Below are 26,876 nucleotides of genomic sequence, written 5' to 3'. Positions count from 1 at the left end.
AAATCATTTATTGATAATTTAATATCATTTTAATGATAATAATGTGTCAAAGATCACAAAATGGAAGATTACCCGAATATTCGTGATGATAATTGCAACGCAGATCACATTTTCTCGTTATAATTGGCTTATTATCAATAATAGCTCACTTACTAATACGGCTTAACCGATAAAATTAACAATATTTGAGGTGAAAAATGAATAAAAATGATCATTCTGAAATCATAGAAAGAACAATTGCTTTACTGGCAAAAGCAGGTACGATACTGTCGGCGCAAGATAAAGCAAACATTGAAATCACCGATTTTAAATTGGGTAAGCTAGAACAGATGGGGCTACAGCTCATTACTTTCATCAATAACGAACGCTATTGTGCGAAGCAATTAGTTTTGTTTCCACAACAAAATTGTCCTGAACATCGCCACCCACCATTTGAAAATAATATCGGCAAACAAGAAACTTTCCGTTGTTTATTTGGTGAGGTTTATCTCTATGTTGAAGGGCTGCCAACCGAAAATCCTCAGGCAATTCCACCACAAGATCATCAGCAATGGTACACCGCAAAACACGAAATTCACCTTCAACCCGGAGAACAATATACCATTGCACCCGACACCAAACATTGGTTTCAAGCCGGTAATGACGGTGCTGTCATAGCGGAGTTTTCAAGCCAAAGCCGTGACGAATTTGATATCTTTACCGATCCGGCGGTAATAAGAGTATAACTATGACTTCATCATCAAAAAAAATTAAATTAGAACATATTGCACTGGCATCAGGTCTCAGCAAAATAACGGTATCACGCGCATTATCTGATCCTGGTAAAGTAAAAGCCGAAACTCGCGATAAAATCTTAACTATTGCTGAACAGATGGGTTATTTTTCCAATACGAGCAATATAAAGTCGAAAAAAAATAAGCTGATTGGAATTGTTAATCCAAATATGAGCAATCCCTTTTTTGGCGAATTGGCAAAAATCATGAGTAAAATATCATCAGAATTAGAGTATGATATTTTGATGTTTGATTCCTACGAATCTGAAGAAGTTGAGACGCAATCAATCCAACGGATGATTAGCTATGGAGTCGATGCCATTGTTTTATCGGTAATTTCTTCCGACAGAAATTACCAACCCGACTATTTGCAAAAATTAAAATCACTCAATATTCCGGTGATTTTAATTGACCGAGAAATCGGCAACTCGGAATATAGTGGTATTTATATTGATAACTTACACTGTGGAACAGAAGTTGCTAATTATATTAATCTAACTAATTATCAAAATGTTGTTGTCATCGCAGGACCGGAATATTCTAATGTATCAACTGATCGGGTGAGAGGTCTTACTTCTGTTATTGATAAAAGCAAAAATCTGACGATTTTCCACGCCGATTTTTTTATGGAAGCTGCTTATCACACGACCAAATCTTATCTTAGAACCAATAAAAATAAGGTGGTTTTTGCCGGAATGAATAATCAAATTTCACTTGGCATTTTAAAAGCCTGTATTGAAGCCGGATTAACTTTTAAACAAGATTTTGATTTATTTAGCATAGATAATGTACCCTATGCTGAAATTTATGGTTTTAAAATACCTTGTATCTCACATAATTTGTATGAAATCGGCTATCAGGCAATTAATCTAGCCATTCGCTCAATAGAAAAGCCTAATGCCGATATTTCAAAAATTATCGTTCGTGGCGAGGTCAGCATTTAAGGCTTAGAATGAAGTCTACTTTTGCAAAAGTGCGCTTGTCCGCGGCATCACCCCAAACCATAACTCAAATGCATGGGCGGCTTGTGCGATTAACATACCGATGCCGTCGGCGGTTTTGCTTGCTCCGCACTGTTTTGCCCATGTGATAAACGGGGTGTCTGCACCTTTGGCATATTGCATATCATACGCCAGACCGCACTTTTGTATGATTTCGGGATTAATTTCAATCACTTTGCCTTGTAAGCCTAACGAGGTGGCATTGATAACCACATCAAACGGCTTCACCGGAATTTGTTCCAATTCCACTGCTTGAATGTTGCCGTAAGGCTGAAATTTATCCGCCAGTTGCTGTGCTTTTGCTAAAGTGCGGTTTGCCAGCATGATCTGTTGCTGGGCTTGCAATAACGGCAGCAGCACGCCTTTGGTTGCACCGCCTGCGCCAAGAATAAGAATCTGTTGTTGCGGTTGCAGCCAGCCTAAACGTTGCAAATCACTGACCAAACCTGCGCCATCGGTGTTGTCGGCGTATAACCGTCCGTCGGGCAACTTTTTCAAAGTGTTGCAGGCTTCTGCGGTCAAACAGCGTTCACTGTGCAAATCCGCCAAAGCAAACGCTCGCTCTTTAAACGGCGCAGTGATATTACACCCCTGCCCACCGTCGGCAAAAAAATCGGCGAGCTGTTGCTCAAACCGCACTTCGTCGCCCAATTTACGTTCATAATTCAACGCGACACCTTGTTGCGCCGCAAAATGCTGTTGAATTTCCGGCGATTTGCTTTGTGCAATCGGATTGCCCCACACGGCGTATTTGTTGGCATGGCTGTCTGCATAGCTGTTCATTTTTTCCACTCTTGTTTTAACATACTATAAATTTCAAAATCAGCAAATTCACCGCTGCTCAATAAAATGCCTTGTCGTTCAATATCTTCCAAAATAAGCCCTAAACGTTGAGGAATGCCACGGCTCGCATGATTACCAAGTGCACATTTAATTTGAATGCGGTTAAACCCCAACTCTCGGAAGCCATAATCCAATAAAGCCTCGGTTGCTAATGTCATAATGCCTTTATGCTGAAAATCCTCACACAACCAATAGCCAATTTCCGCTTTAGCATTGCTACTATCCGCAGAATTAAAACCAATTAAACCGCAACCTTGTCCTTGATAATGAATTTTAAACACCTGCGCCAGTCTGTTTTGCTGCAAAGATTGGATAAACTCCAGCGAATCCGACACTTGCTGAGTGCTTGCAATAAACGGCAACCAACGCCCCAAATACGTGCGATTTTGCGCTATCGCCTGAAAAACCCAGTGTGCATCACTTTCTGTGAGTTGTTGTAACCTCAGTTCTTGATTAACTTCAATTGTTGCTTTCAGCATACTATGCCCTAATCACTTGATGACTAAAAATATCACGAATTTCCGACGGGTTTTGTGCGCCGCCGACCGCACTTTCCAACACCGGAAAATCTGCGCCGAATTGCAAGCGCACCTCTTGTGCGGTGCGGCAAGGCGGCAAGCCGCTGAGATTGGCACTGGTGGAGGTCAGCGCGGTTTGCGCCGTTTGGCAAAGTGCGGTCACCGCAGGGTGGCGGCATAAGCGCACGGCGATAGTGTCAAATTTACCACTAAGGAAATCGGGGGTTTGCGCACTTTTCGGCACGAGCCAAGTAATCGCGCGATCAGTATCGGCTTGTAACCGTTGCCAATGCTCGGCTTGCAAACGCGATTGATCAATAAACGGCAATAGATAATCCAAGTGCGGTGCAATCACGATTAAGCCTTTTTCAATAGGGCGTTGTTTTAATTCGAGTAAGGTTAAAACCGCACTTTCACTCAACGGATCACAACCCAGCCCGAACACCGCTTCGGTCGGGTAGGCTATCACCTGTTGGTGTTTTAAGTGGGAAACAAGCTGTTGTAAAGTATAGGTCATTATAAAATCATCAAAAGTCAAATCGTCAATATATTAGCAGATTAAACTTAGAATAAAAATTGGTGTAACGACCTCGGTTGCCGTCACACCAAAGATTAAATAACAATGACAGGTTATGCCGGATAGTGGATTGGAGAACCCGGACCAACCGGCAAATTAAACACAAATACCCATACAAAGAAAAGTAATGACCAACCAACCAAAAATATGGCGGAATACGGCAACATCATGGAAACCAATGTGCCCACACCGGCATCTTTTTTATATTTAATCACCGTTGCCATAATTAAGCCGAAATAGCTCATCATCGGCGTAATGATGTTGGTTACGGAATCACCGATTCGATATGCCGCTTGAATGGTTTCCGGCGCATAACCCGACAACATGAGCATTGGGACAAAAATCGGTGCTGTCACCGCCCATTGCGCCGAGGCGGATCCAATCATAAGATTGATAAAAGCACAGATTAAAATAAATCCCATGAACAACAAACCGCCGCGCAAACCAATATCATTTAAAAAGTTCGCTCCCTTCACAGCAATCACTTGTCCGATATTGGTCCAATTGAAAAACGCAACAAATTGCGCGGCAAAAAAGATAATCACTAAATATAAGCCTAAGGTACTCATCGACTCAGCCATTGCATTGACGACATCTTTATCCGAGCGGATACTCTTCGTTACCCAACCATACACTATGCCGGGAACAGCAAATAATACGAAGATAAACACGACAATTGAGCTTAAAAAAGGAGAGCCCGCCACTAAACCGGTTTTCGGATTCCTTAAGAAACCATTCTCCGGCACAACCGTCCATGCTAAAATCAAGCACAGCAAAATAAAGGTTAATCCGGCATAACACAGCCCTTGGCGTTCAAGTTTGCTCACTTCGGCAGTCCGCTTTATTTCTTGCTCATTCTGAGCAGCAAACCCTCCCTCATACACGCCCAATTGGGGTTCTACAATCTTCTCCGTAACCAAATAACCGACAATCGAGATCAAAAAGGTGCTGATAAACATGAAATACCAGTTTGATTCCGCCCCAACAGTATAGGTCGGATCAATCAACTGTGCGGCCTGTTGAGTGATCCCAGCCAGTAGCGGATCAATTGTACCAAGCAATAAATTTGCAGAATAACCGCCGGAAACGCCGGCAAACGCCGCCGCCAAGCCCGCCAACGGATGTCTTCCCAAGGAGTGAAAAATAATCGCTGCAAGCGGAATCAGCACTAAATACCCCAATTCTGCTGCCATATTCGACATAATACCAGCAAAAACAATTGCCAATGTGGTCAGTTTACGTGGCGCTTTAAGCACCATTAACCGTATGGTTGCCGATAATAATCCCGATTTTTCAGCAATCCCAACCCCCAAAAGGGCAACCAATACCGTACCTAGCGGGGCAAAATTGGTAAAATTTTTCACTAAATTGGTGAGGATTTTAACAATACCCTCTTGGTTCAATAAACTGACCACATAAATAATACCGTCTGCCGAACGTCCGCTTGCGCCCTCAGGCCGAGGATCTGGTACCGAAATCCCCAAATAGGCTCCGAGCGCAGAAAAAACCAATAATACCATGATAAAAATAAAGAAAAGGGTTACCGGATGCGGTAATGCATTGCCTAACCATTCCACCGTGCGTAAAAACTTACCCTCTTTGACATTTTCATGTTTCATTAAAATACCCCCCTATATTTAGACATAAAACCAGACTAAAATATGTTAAAGCAGTTAGAGCTTACAATAAAACCTAGGAATATAGGGCTTTTAATAACATTTTTTTAACCTCGATCACATTTTTATCCGCCAAGTTGTGCTATTAAGCCGATTCCGGATGAAATTGATGACGACAAGCTTTATTACAACATTGATAATGCTGATCGTGTCGATAAAAAGCCAACGGATAACCGCACTTCGGACAAGATTGCGCTTCGGGTTTGTGCGCCAAATTAAAACGGCAGGCAGGAAATTGATCACAACCATAAAACACCTTGCCCTGCCGCCCGCGCCGCGCCACCAAATGCCCTTTTTTACACGACGGGCAGGCGAGTTCCGCTTCACTCTCGGGCGGGTTTTGGCTTTCGTCATGGGCAATATAGTGGCAATCGGGAAAATGGCTACAGCCGATAAACATGCCGTAATGCCCCTGTTTCAGCACCAACGCATTGCCGCATTCGGGACAGGCTTGCGGCAACACTTTCAGCACCTTGCTTTCGCTGTGTTGCAACGGCTTGAGGTAATCACAGTTCGGATATGCGCTACAGCCCAAAAACAGCCCTTTTTTCCCCTGCCGCAACTGCAACGCCGCACCGCACTTCGGACAAAGTTCGGTATGGCGTGGGGTTTCAAAAAGCGGTCGTTTATGCATAGAGTTGCCGTTGATAAGTGATAAATACGGCTATCTTATCCTGAATTGAATTTTTCGGCAAAAGTGCGGTTCTTAAATCAATTATTATTTTAAAAACAAACTTGTTTAAATCCGACAATACCCCCCACTGACACTCCGAATCACGCCCTCTAATTCCAATTCCAACAGTTGTGACAGCACGTTGGTGATCGGTAAATTGGCGGCGGTGGCGAGGTCGTCGGGGCTGATCGCTTGGAAACCGATATAGCGGTAGAGTTCGGGATGGCTGACTTCCTGTTTTGGCTGCGTTGCTACCGGTTTTTCTACTGACTTCGGCACAACGTCAGGCTGTTTTTTGGGCGGTGCGGCAAGTGCGGTGTAAGGCGAATAGTCGCGGCTTAGGTTTTCCAAAATATCTTGATAACTCTCCACCAGCAATGCACCCTGTTTAATCAAAGCGTGGCAGCCGCGGCTGAATTGGTTTTGAATTGCGCCGGGCAGGGCGAACACATCGCGGTTTTGTTCGAGGGCATAACGGGCGGTGATTAACGAACCGCTCTTGATGTCGGCTTCAACCACCAAGGTTGCCAAACTCAAACCACTGATGATCCGATTGCGACGCGGGAAATTTTCCGCCAACGGCGCTTGATCGGGGATAAATTCGCTGACTAACGCGCCTTGCTCGATAATCTGTTGCGCCAGTCGGCAGTTGCGTTTCGGGTAAAGCTGATTTAAACCGCTGCCGAGCACCGCAATGGTTTTGCCGCCGCTGTCGAGGGCGGCTTGGTGGCTGTAACTGTCGATACCCAACGCCATGCCACTGGTAATCACCAAGCCGTGCTGGCTGAGTTGCGAGGCAAAATAGCGCGCCCAATATTCGCCATAATCGGAACAATGGCGGCTGCCGACCATTGCAATTTGCCGCTCACCCAACAAAGTGCGGTCGCCTTGCAGATATAACAATAACGGTGCAGAACCGCTCTGTTTCAGTAGATAAGGATAATCTTCATCAAAAATTGTCATCACCTGATTGACCGCACTTTGCGCCTGCCACGCCAAAACCGGTTCAATATATTCCTGCTTCGGCTGCAACCAACGCTGAATTTGCGCCGCATTCCAGCCCAACGCTGCCAATTCGGGGGAGCGATAATTCAAAAGATCGGTCATCGCTACGCGTTTTAATAAACGTAGTACCGCACTTGCGCCCAGTTGCGGAATTTGATTTAAACGAAGTAATAGTTCTAACGGCATTGGGATCATCTTCACAAAAGAAAAAACGGTGAGTGATTTTCTCAAACCTCACCGTTTTTGCCTTATCACACAGATTATTTTTGGAATGGGGATCGCAAAATCCGTTAAAGCCGAAACAGTTTCGCCATTGCTATTGCAATAGCACCGCCGAGTAAGGTGGCGATAAGGCGATGTTCGGTGGTGGCAATCGGATCGCCATGACCGAGCGCAATCAACAATACAATGGTGGCAGAGACCATAAAACTGAACAGCCCATAGTGCGCCCGTTGCATTGCCAATGCGCCGGCAACGGTTAAAAGCAGAAAAAAGACCAATATCGGCAAGTTATCGTGAAAAGCATAAATCAGCAAAGTTGCCACCACACAGCCGAGCAATGTACCGATTAAACGGTTAATACCGCGTGTGAGCGTGGCTTGTGCAACCGGACGGAGAATCAAAAATGCCGACATCGGCGCCCAGTAGTCATTTTTTAAACCGAAATATTGCGCACTGTATAAGGCTGCGGCAACGGCAAGAGCGATCGCCACCACAAAGCGCCAAGATTGATTCTTGGCAATCGGCGGACTATCGGGCAGTGGTGCGGCATTTTTCGGGCTTAAATGCGCAAACAACATCGTACAGCCGATTTGCAACAGCCCGCCAAACAACACCGCCAGTGCGCGTAAAGCGGCGTGTTCGCTGTGGTTTGGGTAGTAACCGGCAATCATAAACGCCACGCCGACCTGCAACATCACCCACCATAAACTGTTGTCGTAACTTGCCAACGCGGCACAGGCGGCGGCTAAAAGTGCGGTTAAGATCAGCATTAACGGCGGATGAAAGCCGGCTATCGAGCCGATAAAGGCGGCAACCGCCATGCCCAACACCGCCGCCAACATCGCGCCCCAACGCCGTTTGCCCAAGGTGCGCGCGGCACCAAAGGCAACTGAAAACGCGGCACCCAACATCACCATCAACTGCGTGCCATTGAATATGCCGCTGAGGGTCAGAACTAAAATAATACCCGGCACGCCTAAAAAGGCTTCACGCCAATAAATTGCGCCGCACCACGCGGAAATATCATTCTTCCACACAATCACTCAACACCGGTTTATCATCTTGCTCCAAGAAGGCGCTGTTGCCTTTGGTGTAAAGTTTATAGGCATGATGTTGATCAATCGAGGCGTAATTGGCGCCGGATGCCATCGGCATAATGTTCATCGGGATCATCTCGCCGCCCTGATTAATCACGGCATAATTTACATCAGGAGCGTTCATATACACTACTTCCAATACCTTGTTATCTTTACAGCTGTACCGTTGTTTGTATATGGCACTGTCGCTTTGCGGTGATTGCGCCGCCGGCGTATTTTTCGCGCCGCTGTTTTCAATCGTAATCGTCAAGGAATACGGCGATTGCGCGCCACGGCGGGCAAAGGTGCGCATTTGCAGTACCCGCACTTCATATTTACCACTTTGCGGCAGCACATAATTGTCTCCGGCAACGAAATTATCTTGTCCGAACAGCACCACTTCGGCGTGCGCCTTGGTGTCCAAATCCACTTTCAGTACTTGCCCTTGTTTGGCGGTGAAGAAATAGCTGTCATACTCGCTGCCTTTGATTTTGCCACTGTAAGTCGCGGCAGTTTGTCCTTTTTTAAACTGCACTTGCGTATCGGCCGCATACGCCGTCGACAAGCCGGCGAAAAGTGCGGTTGCGGTTAACAGCGCAATAAATGTTTTTTTAAACATAATCATTCCCCTTAATAAAATTCCCTTTAATAAAATAACTGCTTAGTTTAGACCACAGCAAATGCGATTGGTTGTCAAAGCAAGCGGATATTTCTTTATCGCGTAAAAATCGCTACAATAACCGATTAACTATAACACAAACAAAATAGAGAAACGATTATGAGCATTTTAGCGGTTGTCAAATATCCTGATGAGCGGCTGCGCACCAAAGCCGTACCGGTGGCGGAGGTGAACGATGAAATCCGCCGGATTATTGACGATATGTTCGACACCATGTACCACGACGAAGGTATCGGCTTGGCGGCGACACAGGTGGATATTCATCAACAAATCATTACCATTGATATCGAAGGCGATAAACAAAATCAGATTGTGTTGATTAATCCCGAAGTGCTTGCCGCTTCCGGCGAAACCGGGATTGAAGAAGGCTGTTTGTCGATTCCCGGCTGTCGCGGGCTTGTGCCGCGCAAGGAAAAAATCACGGTCAAAGCCTTGGATCGCCACGGCAAAGAATTCACCCTTGAAGCCGACGAACTGCTGGCAATCTGCATTCAGCATGAAATCGATCACCTCAACGGCGTGCTGTTTGTCGATTATTTATCGCCGCTGAAACGGGATCGCATTCGACAAAAAATGGAAAAACAAAACCGTTTAGCCGCGAAAGCAAAATAAGCCGAACCTCTCGCTTGAGAGGTTCAGGCTGATGACAAAGTCCCTTTCTCTAATCATTTCTCTCCCTCCGTATACGGAGGGAGAGAAGTAAGTTTGTCAGCAATCTCAACCTCTCATTTTTTTCTCTATTTTGAGGAGTGCATAACCGATGAGCAAACCATTAAATATTATCTTTGCCGGCACGCCGGAATTCGCAGCACAGCATTTGCAAGCCTTACTCGACAGCCGCCATAATGTGATCGCAGTGTATACCCAACCGGACAAACCGGCCGGGCGCGGTAAAAAATTGCAGCCAAGTGCGGTCAAACAACTGGCGCAACGGCATAACTTGCCGGTTTACCAGCCGAAATCGTTGCGTAACGCCGAAGCACAACGGCAACTTGCCGCACTGAATGCCGATGTGATGGTGGTGGTGGCATACGGTCTGCTGCTGCCGCAAGCGGTATTGGACGCACCGCGCTTAGGCTGTTTGAACGTGCACGGTTCATTGTTACCACGTTGGCGTGGCGCAGCGCCGATTCAAAGAGCGGTCTGGGCAGGCGATTCGGAAAGCGGCGTCACCATTATGCAGATGGATCTTGGCCTCGACACCGGCGATATGCTGCACAAAGTCCGTTGCCCGTTGGCGGCTGACGAAACGTCCGCCTCGTTGTACCATAAACTGGCACGGCTTGCGCCGCCCGCATTGTTGGCGGTATTAGATAATTTGGACAACGGACAGTTCACGCCGGAAAAGCAGGACGAAAACAGCAGCAACTATGCGCAAAAGTTAAGCAAAGAAGAGGCCAAACTGGATTGGCAACTGCCGGCGGCACAATTGGAACGCTGTATCCGTGCCTTTAACCCGTGGCCGATCAGCTATTTTGTCACCGAAGATGAAAAACGGCAGCCGCAAACGATCAAAGTCTATCAAGCCAATGTGCTGCCGCATGTGGATCAACCGGCGGGTACGATTTTGGCGGCGGACAAACACGGCATTCAAATTGCCACCGCCGACGGCGTGTTAAACCTGACCCAATTGCAACCGGCAGGCAAAAAGCCGATGTCCGCGCAGGATCTGCTCAACTCGCGCCGTGAGTGGTTTACGCTCAACCGCACTTTGGTTTAATTAGGCTTAATTATGAATAAAATCAAAACATCCCAATCCCTTTCCGCCCGCGCCGCGGCGGCGCAGATTTTACTGCAAGTGCTCGATCAGGGTAAATCGTTGTCGGCGCTGTTACCGGAAGCCGCAAACCACGTGAAAGCGCAAGATCTGCCGTTGCTGCAAGCGATCTGTTTCGGCGTATGCCGCACTTTGCCGCGCTTAGAGCGGATTATCGGCTTATTGGTGCAAAAACCGCTGAAAGGCAAAACCCGAATTGTACATTGTCTGCTGTTGGTCGGCTTGTATCAATTGCTGTATCTGCGCATTCCGTCGCATGCCGCGGTTGATGAAGTGGTGAACGCCGGCAAGAGCCTGAAAGCCGATGGTTTCCGGTCGTTGTTAAATGGCGTTCTGCGCCGCTTTTTGCGTGAACAAGACGCCATTTTGGCGGTGGTGGATAAGCATTGGCAAACCCTGCACCCGGAATGGCTGGTTAATCGCTTAAAACAAGATTACCCGGAGCAATGGCGTGAGATTGTCGAAGCCAATAATCAACAACCGCCGATGTGGCTGCGGGTGAATCAACGGCATTGTTCAAGCCAAGATTATGTACGGTTGCTGAATGCACAAGGCATTGCCGCCGAAAGCGGTACGCCGGATTGCGCCATTCGTTTGCAAAGTGCGGTCGGGGTGAAACAGCTACCGCACTTTGAGCAAGGTTGGGTGACGGTACAAGACAGCCACGCACAATGGGCGGCGTTACTGCTCGATCCACAAAACGGTGAAACAGTGCTCGATGCCTGTGCCGCGCCGGGCGGCAAAACCACCCATATTTTAGAGCGTGCGCCGCAAGCCAAGGTGATGGCGTTGGACATTGAAGCCGGCCGTTTGCAACGGGTGAAAGACAATCTACGGCGGCTAAACCAACAGGCGGAAATTGTGTGCGGCGACGCGTCACAGCCGCAACAATGGCTCGCCGACGGGGTGCAGTTTGATCGGATTTTGCTTGACGCGCCTTGCTCGGCAACCGGCGTGATCCGTCGCCACCCGGATATTAAATGGTTACGTCAGGCACAAGATATTGACGGACTGAGCCAACTGCAACAACAGATTCTGACCGCACTTTGGGCTCGCTTAAAAGTCGGCGGCACCTTGGTTTATGCCACCTGTTCGGTTCTGAAACAAGAAAATCAGCAACAAATCGAGGCGTTTTTGGCACAACATCGCAACGCAAAACTAGAGGTGATTTTCGGGCAGCCTGAGGCAAGCGGGCGGCAATTTTTACCGCAAGCCGATGGCGGCGACGGTTTTTATTATGCTAAATTAAGCAAAACAGCATAAAACAAGAGAAACAGGTATGAAAATCATCATTCTCGGTGCCGGGCAAGTCGGCGGCACGCTGGCGGAAAATTTGGTCAGCGAAGATAACGATATTACCGTGATTGACAGCAACCAAGAACGGTTAAATACGTTGCAAGATAAATTCGACCTGCGCGTCATTCTCGGCAACGGTTCGTCACCGCGCGTGTTGCGCGAAGCCGGCGCGGCCGATGCCGATATGTTGGTGGCGGTTACCAGTTCCGATGAGAACAATATGGTCGCCTGTCAAATCGCTTACACCCTATTCGGCACGCCGAGCAAAATTGCGCGTATTCGCGAAAACGAATATATCCGCGAGAAAGAGAAGCTATTCCAAGCCGATGTGATCCCGATTGACCATATTATCGCACCGGAAAAATTGGTGATTGATGACATTGCCCGTTTAATTGATTATCCCGGCGCGTTGCAAATCGCCCATTTTGCCGACGGGCGGATTAGCTTGGTCGCCGTCAAAGCCTACTACGGCGGTCCGTTGGTCGGTTATGCCATTTCGGCACTGAAAGAGCATTTACCGCACTTGGACGCGCGCATTGTTTCGATTACCCGTCAGGAGCGTTATATCCGCCCGCAAGCCTCGACCATTATCGAAGCCGGTGACGAAGTGGTGTTTATCTGTGCCACGCCGTATATCCGTGCGGTGATGAGTGAATTGCAACGTTTGGAACGCCCGTATCGGCGGGTGATGATTATCGGCGGCGGCAATATCGGCGCAGGTCTTGCCAAATACCTGGAAGATCGCTGCCGCGTCAAACTGATTGAACGCAATCCGCAACGGGCGGAGCAATTAGCGGAAAAATTGTCGAAAACCATGGTGTTTGCCGGCGACGCTTCCGATCAAGCGCTGTTGTTTGAAGAACATATTGAAAATATTGATGTGTTTATTGCGCTCACCAGCGACGACGAAGCCAATATTATGGCGGCACTGTTGGCAAAACGGCTGGGTGCGACCAAAGCAATGGTGCTGATTCAACGGATTGCCTATTTAAATCTGATTCAAGGCGGCACCATTGACATCGGTTTTTCCCCGCAACAAGCCACCATTTCCGCCCTGCTCGGACACGTGCGCAAAGGCGACGTGCGCAATGTGGCGACGCTACGCAAAGGTAATGCCGAAGCGATTGAAATCGTGGCACACGGTGACCGCGACACCTCGCATATTGTCGGGCGTAAAATCAGCGAATTAAAACTGCCAAGCGGCTGTACCATCGGCGCAATTTTACGTAATGAGCAAGTGATAATCGCCGGTAATCATTTAATCATCGAAGACAACGATCATGTCGTGTTGTTCCTAAACGATAAAAAGCAAGTGCCGGAAATCGAAAAACTATTCCAACCGACGCCGTTCTTTATTTGATATTTAAAAGTTATTCATTTTTCGATAAAAATCGATTTGTAATTTAAAATGTAAAATTTAAAAAATATAACTTTACATCTGACAAAGGATAACTATAATACGCAGCTATATTGTTTTGATTAACTTTTATACAATTTATTTTTATATTTCAATAGAGGATTTGGTTATGAGTATGCTCAAAGAATTTCGTGAATTCGCCATGCGCGGTAATGTGGTCGATATGGCTGTCGGTGTGATCATCGGCGGTGCATTCGGTAAAATCGTCAGCTCTTTGGTTGGCGACGTGGTTATGCCGGTTTTGGGCATTTTCACCGGCGGCGTGGATTTCAAAGATATGCATATCGTGTTACAGCAAGCGGTCGGCGAAACCCCGGCTGTCACCTTAAACTACGGCGCATTTATCCAAAATGTGTTTGACTTTATCATCGTTGCCTTCGCCATCTTTATGATGATCAAAGCGTTGAACAAATTAAAACGCGAACAACCGCCTGCAGAAGAAGCGCCGGCCGAACCTTCGACCGAAGAAAAATTATTGACTGAAATCCGTGATTTATTGAAAAAATAATCACTAAACCAGCTAAAAAAACGCCTCGACATGATCTGACCCCAAAAAGTTGGACTGCTTAATGAACGGATTGAGTTCGATATTGTATCGGGCTTAATCCTTTTAATCTTACTTGAATTCGTTCAGTATTGTAATACTGCATATATTGATGAATAGCCTGCTCAATGTCATCTGCCGTATCAAATTGCCGAACATAAAAACATTCTGTCTTCAGCCTGCCGAAAAACTTTCCATTGCGCCATTATCTAAGCAGTTTCCCTTTCTTGACATACTGATTTGAATTTGATTATCTGCCAATATCTTGCGATAAGACGGCATTTGATACTGCCGGCCTTGGTCTGAATGTAATATCGGCGTTGCCTCCTTCGGGAGCTTATTCACGGCTTGTCGCAACATCTGCTCAACCGGCGCCCGGTTTGGACGACGACCAAGTTGATAGGCAATCACTTCATTATTAAATAAGTCTAAAATCGGCGATAAATACACTTTATTGCCGTCTTTCGCTTTGAATTCAGTGACATCGGTCACTAACTTCTCGTAAGCATTTTCCGCCGTAAAATGACGTACTAACAGATTATCAGCAATTCGACCCACTTCACCTCTGTAAGAACAATATTTCCGTTTTTTCCTCCCTTTCACCTGTAAGCCCATAATCTGAATCAAACGTTGCACCTTTTTGTGATTGACCGTACCGAGTGCCAATGTCACTCGGCGATAGCCATACTGTGGATTCTCTCGTTTAATTTGACGGATTTCCGCTTTTAAATCGGCCTCTTTATCTGTCTTCGGTTGTTGATGGTAAAAGTAAGTGCTTCGGGCTAACTTAATGATATCTAATAATAAATTAAGCGGAAAATCACCGCTTAAGGCTTTAACAATTTCTGCCTTTCGGCTTCGTCTTTCAGGGATAACTCTATCGACTTTTTTAGAATAGCCACCTCCGCGCGTAAACGCAGATTCTCTTGTTCGAGTTCTTCTAAACCCGTCAGTGGTTTTGTCTGTTTTTTGGGTTTCTTGGGTTTATTCACGGTTGGTCGTCCTTTGGGTTTATCAATCAGTCCATTTATGCCAAATTTTTTGAACCGTTGCAACCATTGATAAACAACACTGCCGTTTGATACGCCCAATTTCAGTGCAATTTGGTCAAAGGTCAGTTCGGTGTGTTGTATATATTCAATGGCTTTCAGTTTATCTTCAAGCCTATATTTTCGTGGTATATGTAGGACGGCTAGCCCATCAAGACCGGAATACTGATATTGTGCAACCCAGTGACGAATACAGCGTGGTGCAACTTGAAGGTGTTTTGATGTTTGACTGAGAGATTGAGCATGTTGAAAGTAATATTCAACTGTGTGTTGTTTAAATGCTTGGGTATATTTAGTCATAAAAATCTGCACCTTAGTCAGTTAGTTTTGCAGTCCAACTTTTGGGGTGCAGATCACTTTTTTTGCGGGGATTTTAGGTATTGTTTATCACTAATCTGAGCTGATTTTTTGAACATCTATAGATAAAACAGAGAGTTAAACGACAAAACTTTAATTGTTGAAAGATAATTTTGTGAACAGGCTCACTGAAATAAAAATTAATATCAATAACAATTAATCGCTTCTTAAGAGCATGCTGGCTAGTTTTATCATAGGAAGATAATTATAACCATAAAGAACTATCGTTATCTTGATAGTTTAATTATTATCTAAATCTAGAAGGATATAGTATGAAAATATTAAGCTTAAACGAATACACACAAATTTCTGGTGGTTGGGGTAGTTTTAAAATATGGTGGATATAATGAAAAAATTACTTGGCAAGATTCATATGAAAGATGATATGAAAATTTTAATTAAATTCTTATTTAGTATACTGGTTATGGTACCTATACTATCCAAAGCAAATGATAAACTAATATATAGTTCTGATTTTAAAAGTGAATATTATTTATATGATGTCTCTATTAACCAAAAAAAATACCGTTTTATGCTTGATACAGGGAGTGGCTTCACAGTTTTAGATACAAAAATTGCTGATGAAGTCAGCAAAAAAATTACAGAGCAAGACTATTATTTGCCAGTAACCAAATTAATATCTGCACATAATCATAAAAATGATATACAATACTACCATAGTCCAACAATATTTTTAGGGCAAGAGCAAATTTATACAAGTGCAGTTATTGCATTAGATCTTAGTCATCTTGAAGCCGTTCTTGGGGAAAAAATTGATGGTATTTTAGGTATTGATGTTTTTAACCAGTTTATTTGGGAAGTGGATAATCATAATGGTAAGTTGAATATTTATAAAGATAAAAAGATTAAGAAAGATTATAAAAATGTTATAAGCTATAGAGCAGACGACTATCCTTATTTTAAATTATATAAAAAGAATAAGTCTAAAGATCTGAATAAACAGTGGATTACATTACATTTTGCATTAGATACGGGAGCAGTCAACTCATCTCTTGATCCTATTATCAAAAATCATATAATAGTGAATAACTATAATAATAAAAACTTAATAAGAAACTCAGTTGATTTTATGAATAAAACAGAATTTTCTGACTTGGTTTTTGTACAGGATTTAGAATTTGGTAATGAGCCACCGATTAAAAGGATGAATTTTATTTATAGTAAGATAAATAAAAATCTATTAGGTCTTGATTTCTTTGATCGGTTTGATAGATTTATCTTTTATCCTTTTAAGCAAAAGTTTTACTATAACGAAATGTCATCTAATTCTGACCCAGAGCCACGACGAATGATTGGTGTTAAAAATAATGATGGGTTAATTGAGCTTGTATATAATGATCAAATTTATTTAAACTCTTTTGGTTTGGAAAATGGTGATGTTATTGAGCTAGTCAATAATAAAAAATATACATCTCAAGAAATTCATTTGGTTAGAAAAATCCTTAATTTATCTAAAGACGTGCATTTAAAAGTAAAGCGCGGGGATAAAATATTATTTCTTATATTAGACTAAGCGATATAGTGTTATAGATTAAACAATTAATATAACCAATCTTATTCAACTATCCCAATCAATTCCAAACTGTTGTACAAGTGCGGTTCTGCCCAGTGGGGTGATATGTAATATTCTGCTGTCTCTTTGTTTTACAACCCATTGTTGTTTAACAAAATATTCTGCGAGTAGTGTGCCTAAATGCCCTGCGAGGTGAGGAGTTCTTTCGCTCCAGTCAAGGCATTTGACTGCCATTTTACGTTTAACCTTTTGTCCCGATTGTAAAATTTCGGCTTGTTGTAGCCATTTATAACCAAGAGCGGTAATTTGCACCTCTTTATTGTCACTAGTGCTTTGAATATATTGCAAATGATGTAATTTTTGATACAGTGCCACGCCTAATTTTCCGGCAAGATGATTGTAGCAAAAACGTGCTTGACACATCGCTTCTTGCGGCAATTTTCGTTTCACTTTCACCGTTGGCGCAAGATAGAGCATGGTTTCAAGAATTTGTGCCACTTCTTCATTTGCTAAAGCAAAATATTTAAACCGCCCTTGTGGAAAACAGCTAATTAATTGACTATCAAGTAAAATTTTTAAATGCGCTGTTGCTGCCGCAGGTTGAATATCGGCACTGTATGCCAACTCTTTAGCAGTAAAATACCGCCCTTCAAGCATTAGTAATAACATGGATAAACGAATTTTATTGCCTAACGCGCTAGCTATTTGATTTATTGCCATCTTTTTATCACCGTTTAAAACTTTCTTAACTGTTTCGATTTGAACAAAACGCTTGTCATTATTAATCTTAGTTTTTTACTGATTATAAAACAAAATGTATGAACAAACTCACATTATCTTATTTTCACAGCAGTTTAGGTTTTTGGCTTACTTCGTTTTTAATTCCATTGATGGTGCTGGATCTGACGGGTTCAGCCTTAACGGTTTCTGTTTCCTACGCGCTGAATATTGTGCCTTATCTGTTGCTTACTCCGTTTTCTGGCGTGCTGGGCGATTGGCTTAACCGAAAAAAATTGATTATGTGGTGTGAATTGCTATGTGCGATTTGTGCATTATGCCTGTTTATTGCTATCGGCATTGAACAAAATATCACTATTCTGCTGTTCTTTGGGTTTTTAATTTCATCGCTTTCGGCATTTCACCACCCGATTTTTCAAGCCATTATTCCCGATCTGTTTGCGAAAGAAAAAATACAGCACGTTAATGCCAATATCGGTATGATTGATAGCTTGGTTGGGATTATTGCGCCGGCTTTATTAGGCATTATTTTGTTGAGTGTCGAGAAGAATAGTTTACTGTTATTTATTGCTTTTTGCTATTTAATTTCTTTTATTTCCATTGGCTTAATTGCCTATCAACCGCACTTGCAAAAAGCAACGATATCGATACAAGGAATTTTTACTGCGTTTTATGAGGGCGTGCACTATGTTTATCAACAAACGGAATTGCGCAATATTGCGATACTGTTTTTCTTTATTAATATCGGCATACGCTTGATTTTTCCAAATTTAATTTGGATTTATTCCCATCAATTTAACCTTGCCGAACAAGATCTCTCTTTTCTATTTATTTTAATCGGTTTTGGCGCAGTGATTGGGGCAAAAATAGGCGGTGTTATTATTGGGAAATTCAGTGATATTACGATTATTGCTACGGCTTCGTTGATTATCGGTTTGTGTAGTTTGAGCTTAATTTTTGCACCAAGTGCGGTAACCCATGCCTTATTTTGGGCATTATCCTCATTGGTACAATCCGTTATTGTGGTGACCTTTTTCACTTATCGACAAAAAGTGACCGCACCTTTTATTTTAAGCCGTGTCATTGCGGTCACTCGGCTTATTTCCTATTTCGCCATTCCGATAGCGGCATTATCCGGCGGTTGGATTGTTCAGTATTTTAATAGCACAATGCCGATTTATCTTGCCAGTGGTTTCATTATTTTTATGAGTTTAGCCGTTTTTCTGCGTATTCATCAGCGCGTTAAAAAGCCGATTAAAACTGTGTTATGATGGGCGCACGATAAAATAATTGGCAATATCAACAATGGCAAAATCAAATTATATTACACGCAACGGCTGGAATACGCTTGATCAAGAACTGAAATTTCTTTGGCGTGAGGAACGCCCAAAAGTCACACAGGCGGTTTCCGAGGCGGCGGCGTTGGGCGATCGCAGTGAAAATGCGGAATATATTTACGGCAAACGCCGTTTGCGCGAAATTGACCGCCGCGTGCGATTTTTAAGCAAGCGTTTGGATGTATTGCAAATCGTCGATTATCACCCAAAGCAAGAGGGCAAGGTGTTTTTCGGCGCTTGGGTTGAACTGGAAGATCCGGCGGGCGAGGTGAAACAGTACCGCATTGTCGGCTGTGATGAATTTGATCCGCATAAAAACTGGATTTCGATTGACTCACCGGTGGCGCGCGCCTTAATCGGCAAAGCGGTTGATGATGAAATCAAGGTGCACACCCCGTCCGGCGAGGCGTTTTGGTATATCAATAAGATTTGGTATCAGGCGGATTAAGCCAAAGTGCGGTCTGGGTTATTATTTAACGTTCGTAGAAAAATCGGTTGATACAGCGCTTGGCGGCTTAAGCGCGCACCGATTTTTTTGATAGCGACAAAGGCAAGTGCGGTCATCGCCACTATGAACAGTGCAAGCAACAACTCATTTTCTACATACAGCGAACCGATCAAGGTGGAAAGCAAAAGTGCGGTCAGCGGCACGATATACAACAGCAGCGCCGATAAAATCATCGATTTTTCCTGCAAGCCGATTTCGATCAGATCGCCTTTTTGCAACCGCTCCGGCACGGCAAGCTCAACTAGCAAGCTGCCTTCGTTTTTACTGCCGTTCAGTTCCGACAGCGCCGCCGCACCGCAACCGGCTTGCGCGGCGCAACCACTGCAACCTTTTTTGGTTTCACAGCGCACACTGGCAATGCCGTTGCGATAATCCAGTACCCGTGCAGTTTCGACTAACATGTTTAGTTTGCTCCGGTATCAAAGCGCAGATCTTTCACAATTTGTTTAGCCGTGAGCAACGGAATTTGCCCGATTAGCGTAACCTCACGGTTACCCTGGGTTTCGCTGTAAATGGTGTTGCCCGCCTGCTGCCAATAATTTTCACCGAGCTGATCACGAATATCATGATTGATATATAAATTGAATGAGAACAGCCCGTCACTGAACATTGCACTTTCCAACGAACCGATCTCGGTTTCATAGCGCTCATGCTTGACCAATTCAAATCCCGGCGGCAGCCAGGTCAGCGTCCAGGTCGGCTGTGCTTCCGCTTCCCCTTGCACACTGATCAGCGGCGGCAGGTTCAGCTGTTGCAATAAGCCGATCAGACTATGCGCATTACTGCTTTGTTGCAAATCAATCACACGGAATTGCTCCAGCAATTCGCCGTTGCGATCCAACATATCGCTGCGCAACAACAGCTTACTCTGCTCTTCCAACCACAGGACATACTGATAGCGGAAGCCGTCTTTCGGTAGCAGGCGAATCACTTGCGCGATCCGATCCGCCACCCGGGTTTTACCGGCATCGATAAAATCATAATAGTGTTGCAAGCGTTGATAATCCGCATAAGCCACATTCGGAATATTATCCAGAATATGGCTGCCGCGAATACTGAACGGCTGATAACCGCCGCCGTAGTAGCTGATAATTTCATCGCGCTGGATAATTTCCTGCTGCACCCCGTCCAGCGCCGAAAGTTGCGCATAGTGGCGCTGATTGGAAAAAACGTGACGGTATTGGTAACTGTTGACTTGGGAAGGTAAAATCTGAATGAACGACATTTCATAATTACTGCTGCGCCACGCTTGCGTCATCTGCTGCAGCTGCGCTAACAAGCTATGGCGCGGCGCGGTATCTTGCGACGGTGACAGCGGCATATTTTGTTCAGACTGCACCTCTGCCGCCAGCGGCAACGGTAACATTACTGTCAATAACATCAGTAATTTTAATGGCTTCATCATTCGTGTAAACTCAAAACGGCTAAAACAAATTCACCACCGAACGGTGGTGAAAAATTTTTGACAACAACAGACTTATTCATGTGTCGCAGAAGCACTCAGCGGCTGACTGGTACGGCGCTGCAATTCATAATTTTGCAACATCATATTAATTCGTTTGCTTTGCTGTTCCATTTGCGCTTGGGTCGGCACTTCCTGACTCGGCGCATTATAACTCACTTGTTGGATACTATCGGTAAACGGCAGGGTTTGCAGCACCGGATTTTCCGCAATCACCACGCCGCTCTCGCTTTGCAGGTAGGATTGCACCCCGAATACCGCCACTAAGCAAACACTGGCGGCAACCGCCACTTGGGTGAACGGACTAAGCCAATTTTTCAATTTTTGCATTAACGGTAATGCCGCAGCCTGTGGCGACACTGGTTGCAGTGCCGCTTGCAGGGTTGGCTCTGCTTCAATTAAACTTGCCATTTTTGCGGTAAAGTCCGCGTCTAAGAACACCGACGTTTCTTGACGGACTACACTGCGAACCAAATGGTAGCGATTCCATGCTTGCTGAAGTTCTTCATCTTGACACAGGGTATCAAGCAAATGATCGTTTTGATATTCCCCGTCCAGATAAGCTGAAAGTAACTCTTTTTGCATTTTAATCTACTCCGCTATTTCTTTGATTTAATCCAATAGGTCTTCATATTAATGAATCAGAGGTGAAATTTTACCATCGATAATTTCGCGCGCCCTGAAAATCCGCGAACGAACCGTTCCGACCGGGCAATCCATAATCTCAGCAATTTCTTCGTAACTCAATCCCTCTAACTCCCTCAATGTAATTGAGGTTTTTAATTCTTCCGGTAGGGCGGCAATGGTTTCGAATACCACCTTTTTCAATTCCGCCGACAACATCAAGTTTTCCGGGGTGTCTACGTTTCTTAAATTATCACCCGCATCATAGGTTTCCGCATCTTCCGCCTGAATATCTTCGCTGGGCGGACGCCGCCCTTGCGCGGTAAGATAATTTTTCGCCGTATTCACCGCAATCCGGTACAGCCATGTATAAAATGCGCTGTCGCCGCGAAACAGTTCCAAAGAGCGGTAAGCCTTGATAAAGGTTTCCTGTACCACATCCGGGATATCGTTCGGCGAAATATAGCGCGTCAATAACCCGGCAACTTTATTCTGATGGCGTGCGACCAACAAATTAAATGCTTTTTTATCCCCTTGCTGTGCCTTTTCTACCAGAGCCTGATCTGTTAGTTGTTCACTCATCAGAAGTGAATCTCCTTACCTCATAGTACGCTAACAATCCAATTGCAATGACAGCAGGTCGGTCTAATGAATTAGAGTGCGGCATTTTTTAAAAGTTCAATTTTTATAAAAATTATCTTAATTATTTCTTAATTTTTGCTTAAATGGGCTTGAATCAACTTCACCATCTCATCCAGCGCGGGAGTCGGTGCGGTTTGCTGGTTCATCAGCCACCGGAACAACTCGGGATCGCTATAGTCCAATAATTCGACAAACGTTGCCTTTTGCGCCTCGGACAGTTGTGCGAAACAGTTTTGGTAAAACGGCATAATCATAAAATCCAGCTCCAACATCCCGCGCCGACACGCCCACGCCAGTTTTAATTGATTGTATTCGCTCATGTTTCGCCCCTTTTTTCTCTGACCGCACTTTATAGCCCTGCTTTATTCGAATGCGGCAAATCATACCATATTTAATCCGAATCACAGGCATAAAAAAACCCGATCTTAAATCGGGCTTTTTCGTTAGTAACAAAAATTACTTAATTTTTGCTTCTTTATAAATAACGTGCTTGCGAACAACAGGATCATATTTTTTGATCTCCATTTTCTCAGGCATATTACGTTTGTTTTTGGTTGTAGTGTAGAAATGACCTGTTTCAGCAGTAGAAACCAGTTTGATTTTCTCACGTGCGCCTTTGCTTGCCATAATTCAGATCCTTAGAATTTTTCGCCTTTGGCACGCAAGTCAGCTAACACTGCATCGATGCCTTTTTTATCAATAATACGCATACCTTTCGCAGTTAAGCGCAAAGTTACGAAACGGTTTTCACTTTCAACCCAGAAACGGTGGGTGTGAAGGTTAGGTAAGAAACGACGACGAGTCGCGTTCATTGCGTGCGAACGGTTGTTGCCAACTGCCGGACGCTTGCCTGTGACTTGACAGACTCTAGACATGGTTAATTCTCCAATAAAACTTAATTAGCTCGAGCTTCGTGGTTCGGATCCCGCTAGCGGTAACCTCGTCAGGTACATAACCCGACCCACGCCAATATTAAAGGTGGAGGATTATACCATTTTTTTATCACGACTCAAGCAGAAAAACCGATTAAATTGTATTTTTCTCCGACAAAGGATCGTTGACGGGATCATTGATCCGCTTCGTTTTATAGCCAGCCCAGCTCGCAAAAAGAACGGTAACAACCGTGCCCGATCACAAAATGATCCAACACCCGCACGTCGATCAACTCACAGGCGCGTTGGATCTTGCGCGTGATGTCGCGATCAGCGTCGCTTGGTTCAGCGATACCGGACGGATGATTATGCGCCAAAATCAATGCCGCCGCGTTGCAGTCAAGTGCGGTTTTGACAATCTCGCGCGGGTGGATATAGGCGCTGTTGATACTGCCGAGAAACATCTGTTCTTGCTTAATCAGGCGGTGCTGGCTGTCCAAAAACAGCACCAGAAACACTTCGCGTTGGCGCTGCTCCAGCTCGCTTTGCAAGTATAACCGCACGTTATCCGAATCATTAAACTGAATTTGATACTGTAACTCCTGCTGTAGATAGCGTCTTGTCATCTCTTTGCTCGCCTGTAATTGGATAAATTGGGTCACGCCCAAGCCTCTCATTCGGCAAAATGCCTGTTGATCGGCGTTCAACAAGCGTCGCAACGAGCCGAAATGTTGCAGCACCTGCTGTGCCAGTTCCATCACCGGACAGCCTTTAATCCCGGTGCGTAAAAATATTGCCAATAGTTCCTGATCGGATAAAGCTTCGCAGCCATATTGCAACAACTTTTCCCGCGGCATTAACTCATTCATTTTCTTTATTTTTTCCTTTAACTTATTTTCTATCACAATGGCTGAAAAGGGGCAAAAAGAGAACCGGCGCACAGAATTTTTGCGATCTGGAATCCAAATTTTAATTTTTAACGTTTTTTGCCACGTTACACTCGCGAACAATTAGCCGAAGGCGAAAAATTACAGTAAAATAAATGCGCAAAATCGAGCGAATTTAACAGGGAATAACATGCACAGTCTGAACGGAAAACATCTTGTCATCGGCATTAGCGGCGGCATTGCCGCGTATAAAAGCATTGAGCTGATCCGCCTGCTGCGCAAAGCGAATGCGGAAGTGCGGGTGGTGTTGACCAAGGCGGCGAGCCATTTTATCACGCCCCTGACCTTGCAGGCGATTTCCGGCAATCCGGTCGCCGATTCCCTGCTCGATCCGCAAGCCGAATTGTCAATGGGGCATATTGAGTTGGCAAAATGGGCGGATCTGATCGTCATCGCACCAACAACGGCGGATCTTGCTGCGCGATTGGCAACGGGCATGGCGAATGATTTACTGACTACAGTTTGTTTGGCGACCAACGCACCGATTTTACTCGCGCCGGCAATGAACCAACAAATGTATCGCCAAACAGTGGTACAGCAGAATCTCAATATGTTACAACAACGTGGCGTTCAGCTGATCGGTCCGAATTCCGGCGAACAGGCGTGCGGCGATGTCGGCGCAGGGCGCATGTCCGAACCGAGCGAAATTTTTGCCGAAATTGCGAAGCTATGCCAAGTGCGGTCGGCACAGCCGTTTGCCGGTTTGAACGTGGCGATTACCGCCGGCCCGACCCGCGAGGCGATTGATCCGGTGCGGTTTATTAGCAACCACAGCTCCGGCAAAATGGGCTTTGCACTGGCACGCGCCTTTGCCGAGCAAGGGGCGGAAGTCAGTTTGATTGCCGGACCGGTTAATCTGCCGACACCGCAAAATGTGCAACGTTATGATGTGGAATCGGCACAACAAATGCACGATCTCACCCTTTCCCTTGCGCCTCGGCAAGATATTGTGATCGGCTGCGCGGCAGTCGCCGATTACCGCATGCAAACGGTTGCTGCGCAAAAAATCAAAAAAACCGACGACAGCGATCAAATGCTGTTAAAACTGGTGAAAAATCCGGATATTATTGCCGCGGTGGCAGCGTTATCGGACAACCGTCCTTTTGTGGTCGGTTTCGCCGCCGAAACCCAAGCGGTGGAAGAATATGCACTGAAAAAATTACACGCTAAAAATCTGGATATGATTTGCGCCAACGATGTTGCCGCGCAGGGACAAGGCTTTAACAGCGAACAAAACGCCCTGAGCGTGTTATGGAAAACCGGGCAGCAACAGTTACCGCTCACGGATAAATACCGTTTAAGTCAGCAACTGGCAGACTTAATCGTGCAACAATACCGCCTTACTCAAACGGCTTAATAACGAGAAGATAAAACCCATGAAAAAAATCGACGTTAAAATTTTAGATCCGCGTATCGGCAGCGAATTTCCGTTGCCGAGTTATGCCACCCCCGGCTCAGCCGGTTTGGATCTGCGTGCTTTGTTAGAACAGCGGCTCACTCTGAATCCGGGCGAAACCAAGCTGATTCCGACCGGCTTATCAATTCACGTTGCCGATCCCAATCTGGCGGCGGTAATTTTACCCCGCTCCGGTTTAGGACATAAAAACGGTATCGTGCTAGGTAATTTAGTCGGCTTAATCGACTCCGATTACCAAGGTCCGTTGATGGTCTCGCTGTGGAACCGCGGCAAAGAACCGTTCACGGTGGAAGTCGGTGACCGCATTGCCCAGTTGGTATTTGTGCCGGTGGTGCAAGCCGAGTTTAATCTGGTGACGGAATTCGAACAAAGCGAACGCGGTGCAGGCGGCTTCGGGCATTCGGGAAAAAGCTGATTCGATGAGTAACACAGTCAAAACCCCGGCAATAAACAGCGAAAAACGCAGCATTAAAGAACGGCGTAAGCAAGTGCTAACGGTACTGTCACATCTGTTGCATTCGGAAAAAGGCATGGAACGGATCACCACCGCCCGTTTGGCAGCGGAAGTGGGCGTATCCGAAGCCGCACTTTACCGCTACTATCCGAGTAAAACCAAAATGTTCGAAGCGCTGATCGATCTGATCGAAGAGAATTTACTCCACCGTATCAAACAATCGATCAAAAACGATACCGATACTGTGACACGCATTCACAATATTATGCAGATGATTCTGGATTTTGCGCGCAAAAACCCGGGCATGACGCGGGTGTTAAGCGGGCATGCTTTGATGTTTGAAGATCCGGCGCTCAAAGTGCGGATCGTCAAATTTTTCGACGGGCTGGAACTCCAGTTTAACAATATTCTGCAAATGCAGCGTCTGCGCGGCGGTAAAGCCTTTGCCATTGACGAAAAAGTGATTGCCGCCCATTTGGTTACCTTTTGTGAAGGGCAGTTTTTACGCTATGTGCGCACTAATTTCCGCCGCAGTAGCCACGCCGAATTTACGCAACAATGGCCGCTATTTGCGTCCTTGCTAAAATAGGGTTACTATGCTGATTCCTTGGCAAGAATTAAATGCGCAAACCCTTGAGAATATTCTCGAGTCTTTTATTTTGCGCGAAGGCACCGATTACGGTGTTACCGAACTCACGCTGGCGCAAAAAAAAGAACGACTGAGGCGCCAATTAGAAACAGACAATGCGGTACTGGTGTGGTCTGAATTGCACCAGTCAATTGATATAAAAGATAAGAGAGTATTTTTACAAGGCAAATAAACCGCCTAAAATTACGGTCGCCATAGTTAAAAGAGGT

At 45.1% G+C, this 26,876-nt stretch carries 31 protein-coding genes and 1 pseudogene; 14 read left to right on the top strand and 18 right to left on the bottom strand.

Annotated elements, in window-relative coordinates; all coding sequences use genetic code 11:
- The first annotated feature begins 197 nt into the window (after positions 1 to 197).
- Together ACWA5Z_RS04535 and ACWA5Z_RS04530 are read left to right on the top strand one after the other, a co-directional pair.
- Complete coding sequence (locus tag ACWA5Z_RS04535) at positions 198 to 725, top strand: D-lyxose/D-mannose family sugar isomerase (RefSeq protein WP_431054127.1); 528 nt, start codon at positions 198 to 200, stop codon at positions 723 to 725.
- A 2-nt stretch (positions 726 to 727) separates the two neighbouring features.
- Positions 728 to 1,717 (top strand): LacI family DNA-binding transcriptional regulator, encoded by a 990-nt coding sequence (locus tag ACWA5Z_RS04530; protein ID WP_431054126.1) that lies wholly within the window; start codon positions 728 to 730, stop codon positions 1,715 to 1,717.
- A 15-nt stretch (positions 1,718 to 1,732) separates the two neighbouring features.
- On the opposite strand, the gene aroE is transcribed toward ACWA5Z_RS04530, so the two are convergent.
- The 8 genes from aroE to ACWA5Z_RS04490 form a co-directional block, all read right to left on the bottom strand.
- Positions 1,733 to 2,557 carry a shikimate dehydrogenase gene (gene aroE / locus ACWA5Z_RS04525; protein ID WP_431054125.1) on the bottom strand — a complete coding sequence of 275 codons (825 nt, stop codon included), beginning with the start codon at positions 2,555 to 2,557 and terminating at the stop codon, positions 1,733 to 1,735.
- On the bottom strand, positions 2,554 to 3,096 hold the full coding sequence (locus tag ACWA5Z_RS04520) for a GNAT family N-acetyltransferase (protein WP_431054124.1): 543 nt from the start codon (positions 3,094 to 3,096) through the stop codon (positions 2,554 to 2,556). Before ACWA5Z_RS04520 ends, aroE begins: the two co-directional genes overlap by 4 nt.
- Position 3,097: 1 nt before the next feature.
- Positions 3,098 to 3,652 carry a Sua5/YciO/YrdC/YwlC family protein gene (locus ACWA5Z_RS04515; RefSeq protein ID WP_431054123.1) on the bottom strand — a complete coding sequence of 185 codons (555 nt, stop codon included), beginning with the start codon at positions 3,650 to 3,652 and terminating at the stop codon, positions 3,098 to 3,100.
- Between the two features lie 113 nt (positions 3,653 to 3,765).
- The gene (locus ACWA5Z_RS04510; RefSeq protein ID WP_431054122.1) at positions 3,766 to 5,331 is read right to left on the bottom strand and encodes an AbgT family transporter; all 1,566 of its coding nucleotides are present in this window, start codon (positions 5,329 to 5,331) and stop codon (positions 3,766 to 3,768) included.
- Positions 5,332 to 5,473: 142 nt separating this feature from the next.
- On the bottom strand, positions 5,474 to 6,022 hold the full coding sequence (locus ACWA5Z_RS04505; RefSeq protein ID WP_431054121.1) for a DNA topoisomerase family protein: 549 nt from the start codon (positions 6,020 to 6,022) through the stop codon (positions 5,474 to 5,476).
- 105 nt (positions 6,023 to 6,127) lie between these two features.
- On the bottom strand, positions 6,128 to 7,252 hold the full coding sequence (dprA, locus tag ACWA5Z_RS04500; protein WP_431054120.1) for a DNA-processing protein DprA: 1,125 nt from the start codon (positions 7,250 to 7,252) through the stop codon (positions 6,128 to 6,130).
- Positions 7,253 to 7,356: 104 nt separating this feature from the next.
- On the bottom strand, positions 7,357 to 8,325 hold the full coding sequence (locus tag ACWA5Z_RS04495; protein WP_431054119.1) for an FUSC family protein: 969 nt from the start codon (positions 8,323 to 8,325) through the stop codon (positions 7,357 to 7,359).
- Positions 8,312 to 8,983, bottom strand: coding sequence for an MliC family protein (locus ACWA5Z_RS04490; RefSeq protein WP_431054118.1), 672 nt, complete (start codon positions 8,981 to 8,983; stop codon positions 8,312 to 8,314). The genes ACWA5Z_RS04495 and ACWA5Z_RS04490 overlap by 14 nt, the downstream gene beginning before the upstream one ends.
- Before the next feature lie 159 nt (positions 8,984 to 9,142).
- Here ACWA5Z_RS04490 and def point away from each other — a divergent pair, with 159 nt between their 5' ends.
- The 5 genes from def to mscL all read left to right on the top strand — a co-directional run bounded on the left by def (position 9,143) and on the right by mscL (position 14,041).
- Complete coding sequence (gene def, locus ACWA5Z_RS04485) at positions 9,143 to 9,655, top strand: peptide deformylase (protein WP_431054117.1); 513 nt, start codon at positions 9,143 to 9,145, stop codon at positions 9,653 to 9,655.
- A 148-nt stretch (positions 9,656 to 9,803) separates the two neighbouring features.
- Positions 9,804 to 10,763 carry a methionyl-tRNA formyltransferase gene (gene fmt, locus ACWA5Z_RS04480; protein WP_431054116.1) on the top strand — a complete coding sequence of 320 codons (960 nt, stop codon included), beginning with the start codon at positions 9,804 to 9,806 and terminating at the stop codon, positions 10,761 to 10,763.
- A 12-nt stretch (positions 10,764 to 10,775) separates the two neighbouring features.
- Positions 10,776 to 12,083, top strand: a complete 1,308-nt coding sequence (gene rsmB / locus ACWA5Z_RS04475; RefSeq protein ID WP_431054115.1) for a 16S rRNA (cytosine(967)-C(5))-methyltransferase RsmB — start codon at positions 10,776 to 10,778, stop codon at positions 12,081 to 12,083.
- Positions 12,084 to 12,099: 16 nt separating this feature from the next.
- The gene (gene trkA / locus ACWA5Z_RS04470; protein WP_431054114.1) at positions 12,100 to 13,476 is read left to right on the top strand and encodes a Trk system potassium transporter TrkA; all 1,377 of its coding nucleotides are present in this window, start codon (positions 12,100 to 12,102) and stop codon (positions 13,474 to 13,476) included.
- Positions 13,477 to 13,642: 166 nt separating this feature from the next.
- The gene (mscL, locus tag ACWA5Z_RS04465; protein ID WP_431054113.1) at positions 13,643 to 14,041 is read left to right on the top strand and encodes a large-conductance mechanosensitive channel protein MscL; all 399 of its coding nucleotides are present in this window, start codon (positions 13,643 to 13,645) and stop codon (positions 14,039 to 14,041) included.
- Positions 14,042 to 14,099: 58 nt separating this feature from the next.
- Here mscL and ACWA5Z_RS04460 read toward each other — a convergent pair.
- Positions 14,100 to 15,426 (bottom strand): annotated as a pseudogene (locus ACWA5Z_RS04460) (IS3 family transposase).
- 403 nt (positions 15,427 to 15,829) lie between these two features.
- Between ACWA5Z_RS04460 and ACWA5Z_RS04455 the strand changes: the two are divergent.
- Positions 15,830 to 17,017, top strand: a complete 1,188-nt coding sequence (locus tag ACWA5Z_RS04455; protein ID WP_431054112.1) for an aspartyl protease family protein — start codon at positions 15,830 to 15,832, stop codon at positions 17,015 to 17,017.
- Between the two features lie 45 nt (positions 17,018 to 17,062).
- Here the strand turns inward: ACWA5Z_RS04455 and ACWA5Z_RS04450 are convergent, their stop codons facing one another.
- Complete coding sequence (locus tag ACWA5Z_RS04450; RefSeq protein WP_431054111.1) at positions 17,063 to 17,737, bottom strand: ArsR/SmtB family transcription factor; 675 nt, start codon at positions 17,735 to 17,737, stop codon at positions 17,063 to 17,065.
- A gap of 98 nt (positions 17,738 to 17,835) precedes the next feature.
- On the opposite strand from ACWA5Z_RS04450, the gene ACWA5Z_RS04445 reads away from it, so the two are divergent.
- A complete protein-coding gene (locus tag ACWA5Z_RS04445; protein WP_431054110.1) occupies positions 17,836 to 19,026 on the top strand; it encodes an MFS transporter in 1,191 nt (396 codons plus the stop codon).
- A gap of 34 nt (positions 19,027 to 19,060) precedes the next feature.
- Positions 19,061 to 19,540: a transcription elongation factor GreB gene (gene greB / locus ACWA5Z_RS04440; RefSeq protein ID WP_431054109.1), complete on the top strand. Its 480-nt coding sequence runs from the start codon at positions 19,061 to 19,063 to the stop codon at positions 19,538 to 19,540.
- Here the strand turns inward: greB and ACWA5Z_RS04435 are convergent.
- The 8 genes from ACWA5Z_RS04435 to radC form a co-directional block, all read right to left on the bottom strand.
- On the bottom strand, positions 19,537 to 20,001 hold the full coding sequence (locus tag ACWA5Z_RS04435) for a SoxR reducing system RseC family protein (RefSeq protein ID WP_431054108.1): 465 nt from the start codon (positions 19,999 to 20,001) through the stop codon (positions 19,537 to 19,539). The genes greB and ACWA5Z_RS04435 overlap by 4 nt on opposite strands.
- A 2-nt stretch (positions 20,002 to 20,003) precedes the next feature.
- Complete coding sequence (locus ACWA5Z_RS04430; RefSeq protein ID WP_431054107.1) at positions 20,004 to 21,005, bottom strand: MucB/RseB C-terminal domain-containing protein; 1,002 nt, start codon at positions 21,003 to 21,005, stop codon at positions 20,004 to 20,006.
- Positions 21,006 to 21,077: 72 nt separating this feature from the next.
- Positions 21,078 to 21,647 carry a sigma-E factor negative regulatory protein gene (locus ACWA5Z_RS04425; protein ID WP_431054106.1) on the bottom strand — a complete coding sequence of 190 codons (570 nt, stop codon included), beginning with the start codon at positions 21,645 to 21,647 and terminating at the stop codon, positions 21,078 to 21,080.
- 48 nt (positions 21,648 to 21,695) lie between these two features.
- Complete coding sequence (gene rpoE, locus ACWA5Z_RS04420) at positions 21,696 to 22,268, bottom strand: RNA polymerase sigma factor RpoE (RefSeq protein WP_431054105.1); 573 nt, start codon at positions 22,266 to 22,268, stop codon at positions 21,696 to 21,698.
- A 128-nt stretch (positions 22,269 to 22,396) separates the two neighbouring features.
- Complete coding sequence (locus ACWA5Z_RS04415) at positions 22,397 to 22,648, bottom strand: FAD assembly factor SdhE (protein WP_431054104.1); 252 nt, start codon at positions 22,646 to 22,648, stop codon at positions 22,397 to 22,399.
- Between the two features lie 136 nt (positions 22,649 to 22,784).
- Positions 22,785 to 22,955 (bottom strand): 50S ribosomal protein L33, encoded by a 171-nt coding sequence (gene rpmG / locus ACWA5Z_RS04410; protein ID WP_034615495.1) that lies wholly within the window; start codon positions 22,953 to 22,955, stop codon positions 22,785 to 22,787.
- Between the two features lie 11 nt (positions 22,956 to 22,966).
- Entirely contained in the window at positions 22,967 to 23,203 is a 237-nt protein-coding gene (gene rpmB / locus ACWA5Z_RS04405; RefSeq protein WP_431054103.1) for a 50S ribosomal protein L28, read from the bottom strand.
- A 209-nt stretch (positions 23,204 to 23,412) separates the two neighbouring features.
- A complete protein-coding gene (radC, locus tag ACWA5Z_RS04400) occupies positions 23,413 to 24,069 on the bottom strand; it encodes a RadC family protein (protein WP_431054102.1) in 657 nt (218 codons plus the stop codon).
- Positions 24,070 to 24,277: 208 nt separating this feature from the next.
- On the opposite strand from radC, the gene coaBC reads away from it, so the two are divergent.
- From coaBC to ACWA5Z_RS04380, 4 genes are read left to right on the top strand one after another with little or no spacing between them, the layout of a single operon-like run.
- The gene (gene coaBC, locus ACWA5Z_RS04395) at positions 24,278 to 25,504 is read left to right on the top strand and encodes a bifunctional phosphopantothenoylcysteine decarboxylase/phosphopantothenate--cysteine ligase CoaBC (protein WP_431054101.1); all 1,227 of its coding nucleotides are present in this window, start codon (positions 24,278 to 24,280) and stop codon (positions 25,502 to 25,504) included.
- 19 nt (positions 25,505 to 25,523) lie between these two features.
- Positions 25,524 to 25,979: a dUTP diphosphatase gene (gene dut / locus ACWA5Z_RS04390; protein WP_431054100.1), complete on the top strand. Its 456-nt coding sequence runs from the start codon at positions 25,524 to 25,526 to the stop codon at positions 25,977 to 25,979.
- A 4-nt stretch (positions 25,980 to 25,983) separates the two neighbouring features.
- Positions 25,984 to 26,607 (top strand): nucleoid occlusion factor SlmA, encoded by a 624-nt coding sequence (gene slmA / locus ACWA5Z_RS04385; RefSeq protein WP_431054099.1) that lies wholly within the window; start codon positions 25,984 to 25,986, stop codon positions 26,605 to 26,607.
- Positions 26,608 to 26,614: 7 nt separating this feature from the next.
- A complete protein-coding gene (locus ACWA5Z_RS04380; protein ID WP_431054098.1) occupies positions 26,615 to 26,839 on the top strand; it encodes a YheU family protein in 225 nt (74 codons plus the stop codon).
- The last annotated feature ends 37 nt before the right edge of the window (positions 26,840 to 26,876 follow it).

This window comes from Testudinibacter sp. P80/BLE/0925, from assembly GCF_053570785.1.
The sequence above is the reverse complement of the archived record's forward strand: the minus strand, read 5'-3'. Positions and strand labels throughout refer to the sequence as shown.

What these genes read in the sequence shown, in the direction of transcription:
- ACWA5Z_RS04535 (WP_431054127.1), top strand. Translation starts at nt 198, where the DNA reads ATGAATAAAAATGATCATTCTGAAATCATAGAAAGAACAATTGCTTTA.
- ACWA5Z_RS04530 (WP_431054126.1), top strand. Translation starts at nt 728, where the DNA reads ATGACTTCATCATCAAAAAAAATTAAATTAGAACATATTGCACTGGCA.
- aroE (WP_431054125.1), bottom strand. Translation starts at nt 2,557, where the DNA reads ATGAACAGCTATGCAGACAGCCATGCCAACAAATACGCCGTGTGGGGC.
- ACWA5Z_RS04520 (WP_431054124.1), bottom strand. Translation starts at nt 3,096, where the DNA reads ATGCTGAAAGCAACAATTGAAGTTAATCAAGAACTGAGGTTACAACAA.
- ACWA5Z_RS04515 (WP_431054123.1), bottom strand. Translation starts at nt 3,652, where the DNA reads ATGACCTATACTTTACAACAGCTTGTTTCCCACTTAAAACACCAACAG.
- ACWA5Z_RS04510 (WP_431054122.1), bottom strand. Translation starts at nt 5,331, where the DNA reads ATGAAACATGAAAATGTCAAAGAGGGTAAGTTTTTACGCACGGTGGAA.
- ACWA5Z_RS04505 (WP_431054121.1), bottom strand. Translation starts at nt 6,022, where the DNA reads ATGCATAAACGACCGCTTTTTGAAACCCCACGCCATACCGAACTTTGT.
- dprA (WP_431054120.1), bottom strand. Translation starts at nt 7,252, where the DNA reads ATGCCGTTAGAACTATTACTTCGTTTAAATCAAATTCCGCAACTGGGC.
- ACWA5Z_RS04490 (WP_431054118.1), bottom strand. Translation starts at nt 8,983, where the DNA reads ATGTTTAAAAAAACATTTATTGCGCTGTTAACCGCAACCGCACTTTTC.
- def (WP_431054117.1), top strand. Translation starts at nt 9,143, where the DNA reads ATGAGCATTTTAGCGGTTGTCAAATATCCTGATGAGCGGCTGCGCACC.
- fmt (WP_431054116.1), top strand. Translation starts at nt 9,804, where the DNA reads ATGAGCAAACCATTAAATATTATCTTTGCCGGCACGCCGGAATTCGCA.
- rsmB (WP_431054115.1), top strand. Translation starts at nt 10,776, where the DNA reads ATGAATAAAATCAAAACATCCCAATCCCTTTCCGCCCGCGCCGCGGCG.
- trkA (WP_431054114.1), top strand. Translation starts at nt 12,100, where the DNA reads ATGAAAATCATCATTCTCGGTGCCGGGCAAGTCGGCGGCACGCTGGCG.
- mscL (WP_431054113.1), top strand. Translation starts at nt 13,643, where the DNA reads ATGAGTATGCTCAAAGAATTTCGTGAATTCGCCATGCGCGGTAATGTG.
- ACWA5Z_RS04455 (WP_431054112.1), top strand. Translation starts at nt 15,830, where the DNA reads ATGAAAAAATTACTTGGCAAGATTCATATGAAAGATGATATGAAAATT.
- ACWA5Z_RS04450 (WP_431054111.1), bottom strand. Translation starts at nt 17,737, where the DNA reads ATGGCAATAAATCAAATAGCTAGCGCGTTAGGCAATAAAATTCGTTTA.
- ACWA5Z_RS04445 (WP_431054110.1), top strand. Translation starts at nt 17,836, where the DNA reads ATGAACAAACTCACATTATCTTATTTTCACAGCAGTTTAGGTTTTTGG.
- greB (WP_431054109.1), top strand. Translation starts at nt 19,061, where the DNA reads ATGGCAAAATCAAATTATATTACACGCAACGGCTGGAATACGCTTGAT.
- ACWA5Z_RS04435 (WP_431054108.1), bottom strand. Translation starts at nt 20,001, where the DNA reads ATGTTAGTCGAAACTGCACGGGTACTGGATTATCGCAACGGCATTGCC.
- ACWA5Z_RS04430 (WP_431054107.1), bottom strand. Translation starts at nt 21,005, where the DNA reads ATGATGAAGCCATTAAAATTACTGATGTTATTGACAGTAATGTTACCG.
- ACWA5Z_RS04425 (WP_431054106.1), bottom strand. Translation starts at nt 21,647, where the DNA reads ATGCAAAAAGAGTTACTTTCAGCTTATCTGGACGGGGAATATCAAAAC.
- rpoE (WP_431054105.1), bottom strand. Translation starts at nt 22,268, where the DNA reads ATGAGTGAACAACTAACAGATCAGGCTCTGGTAGAAAAGGCACAGCAA.
- ACWA5Z_RS04415 (WP_431054104.1), bottom strand. Translation starts at nt 22,648, where the DNA reads ATGAGCGAATACAATCAATTAAAACTGGCGTGGGCGTGTCGGCGCGGG.
- rpmG (WP_034615495.1), bottom strand. Translation starts at nt 22,955, where the DNA reads ATGGCAAGCAAAGGCGCACGTGAGAAAATCAAACTGGTTTCTACTGCT.
- rpmB (WP_431054103.1), bottom strand. Translation starts at nt 23,203, where the DNA reads ATGTCTAGAGTCTGTCAAGTCACAGGCAAGCGTCCGGCAGTTGGCAAC.
- radC (WP_431054102.1), bottom strand. Translation starts at nt 24,069, where the DNA reads ATGAATGAGTTAATGCCGCGGGAAAAGTTGTTGCAATATGGCTGCGAA.
- coaBC (WP_431054101.1), top strand. Translation starts at nt 24,278, where the DNA reads ATGCACAGTCTGAACGGAAAACATCTTGTCATCGGCATTAGCGGCGGC.
- dut (WP_431054100.1), top strand. Translation starts at nt 25,524, where the DNA reads ATGAAAAAAATCGACGTTAAAATTTTAGATCCGCGTATCGGCAGCGAA.
- slmA (WP_431054099.1), top strand. Translation starts at nt 25,984, where the DNA reads ATGAGTAACACAGTCAAAACCCCGGCAATAAACAGCGAAAAACGCAGC.
- ACWA5Z_RS04380 (WP_431054098.1), top strand. Translation starts at nt 26,615, where the DNA reads ATGCTGATTCCTTGGCAAGAATTAAATGCGCAAACCCTTGAGAATATT.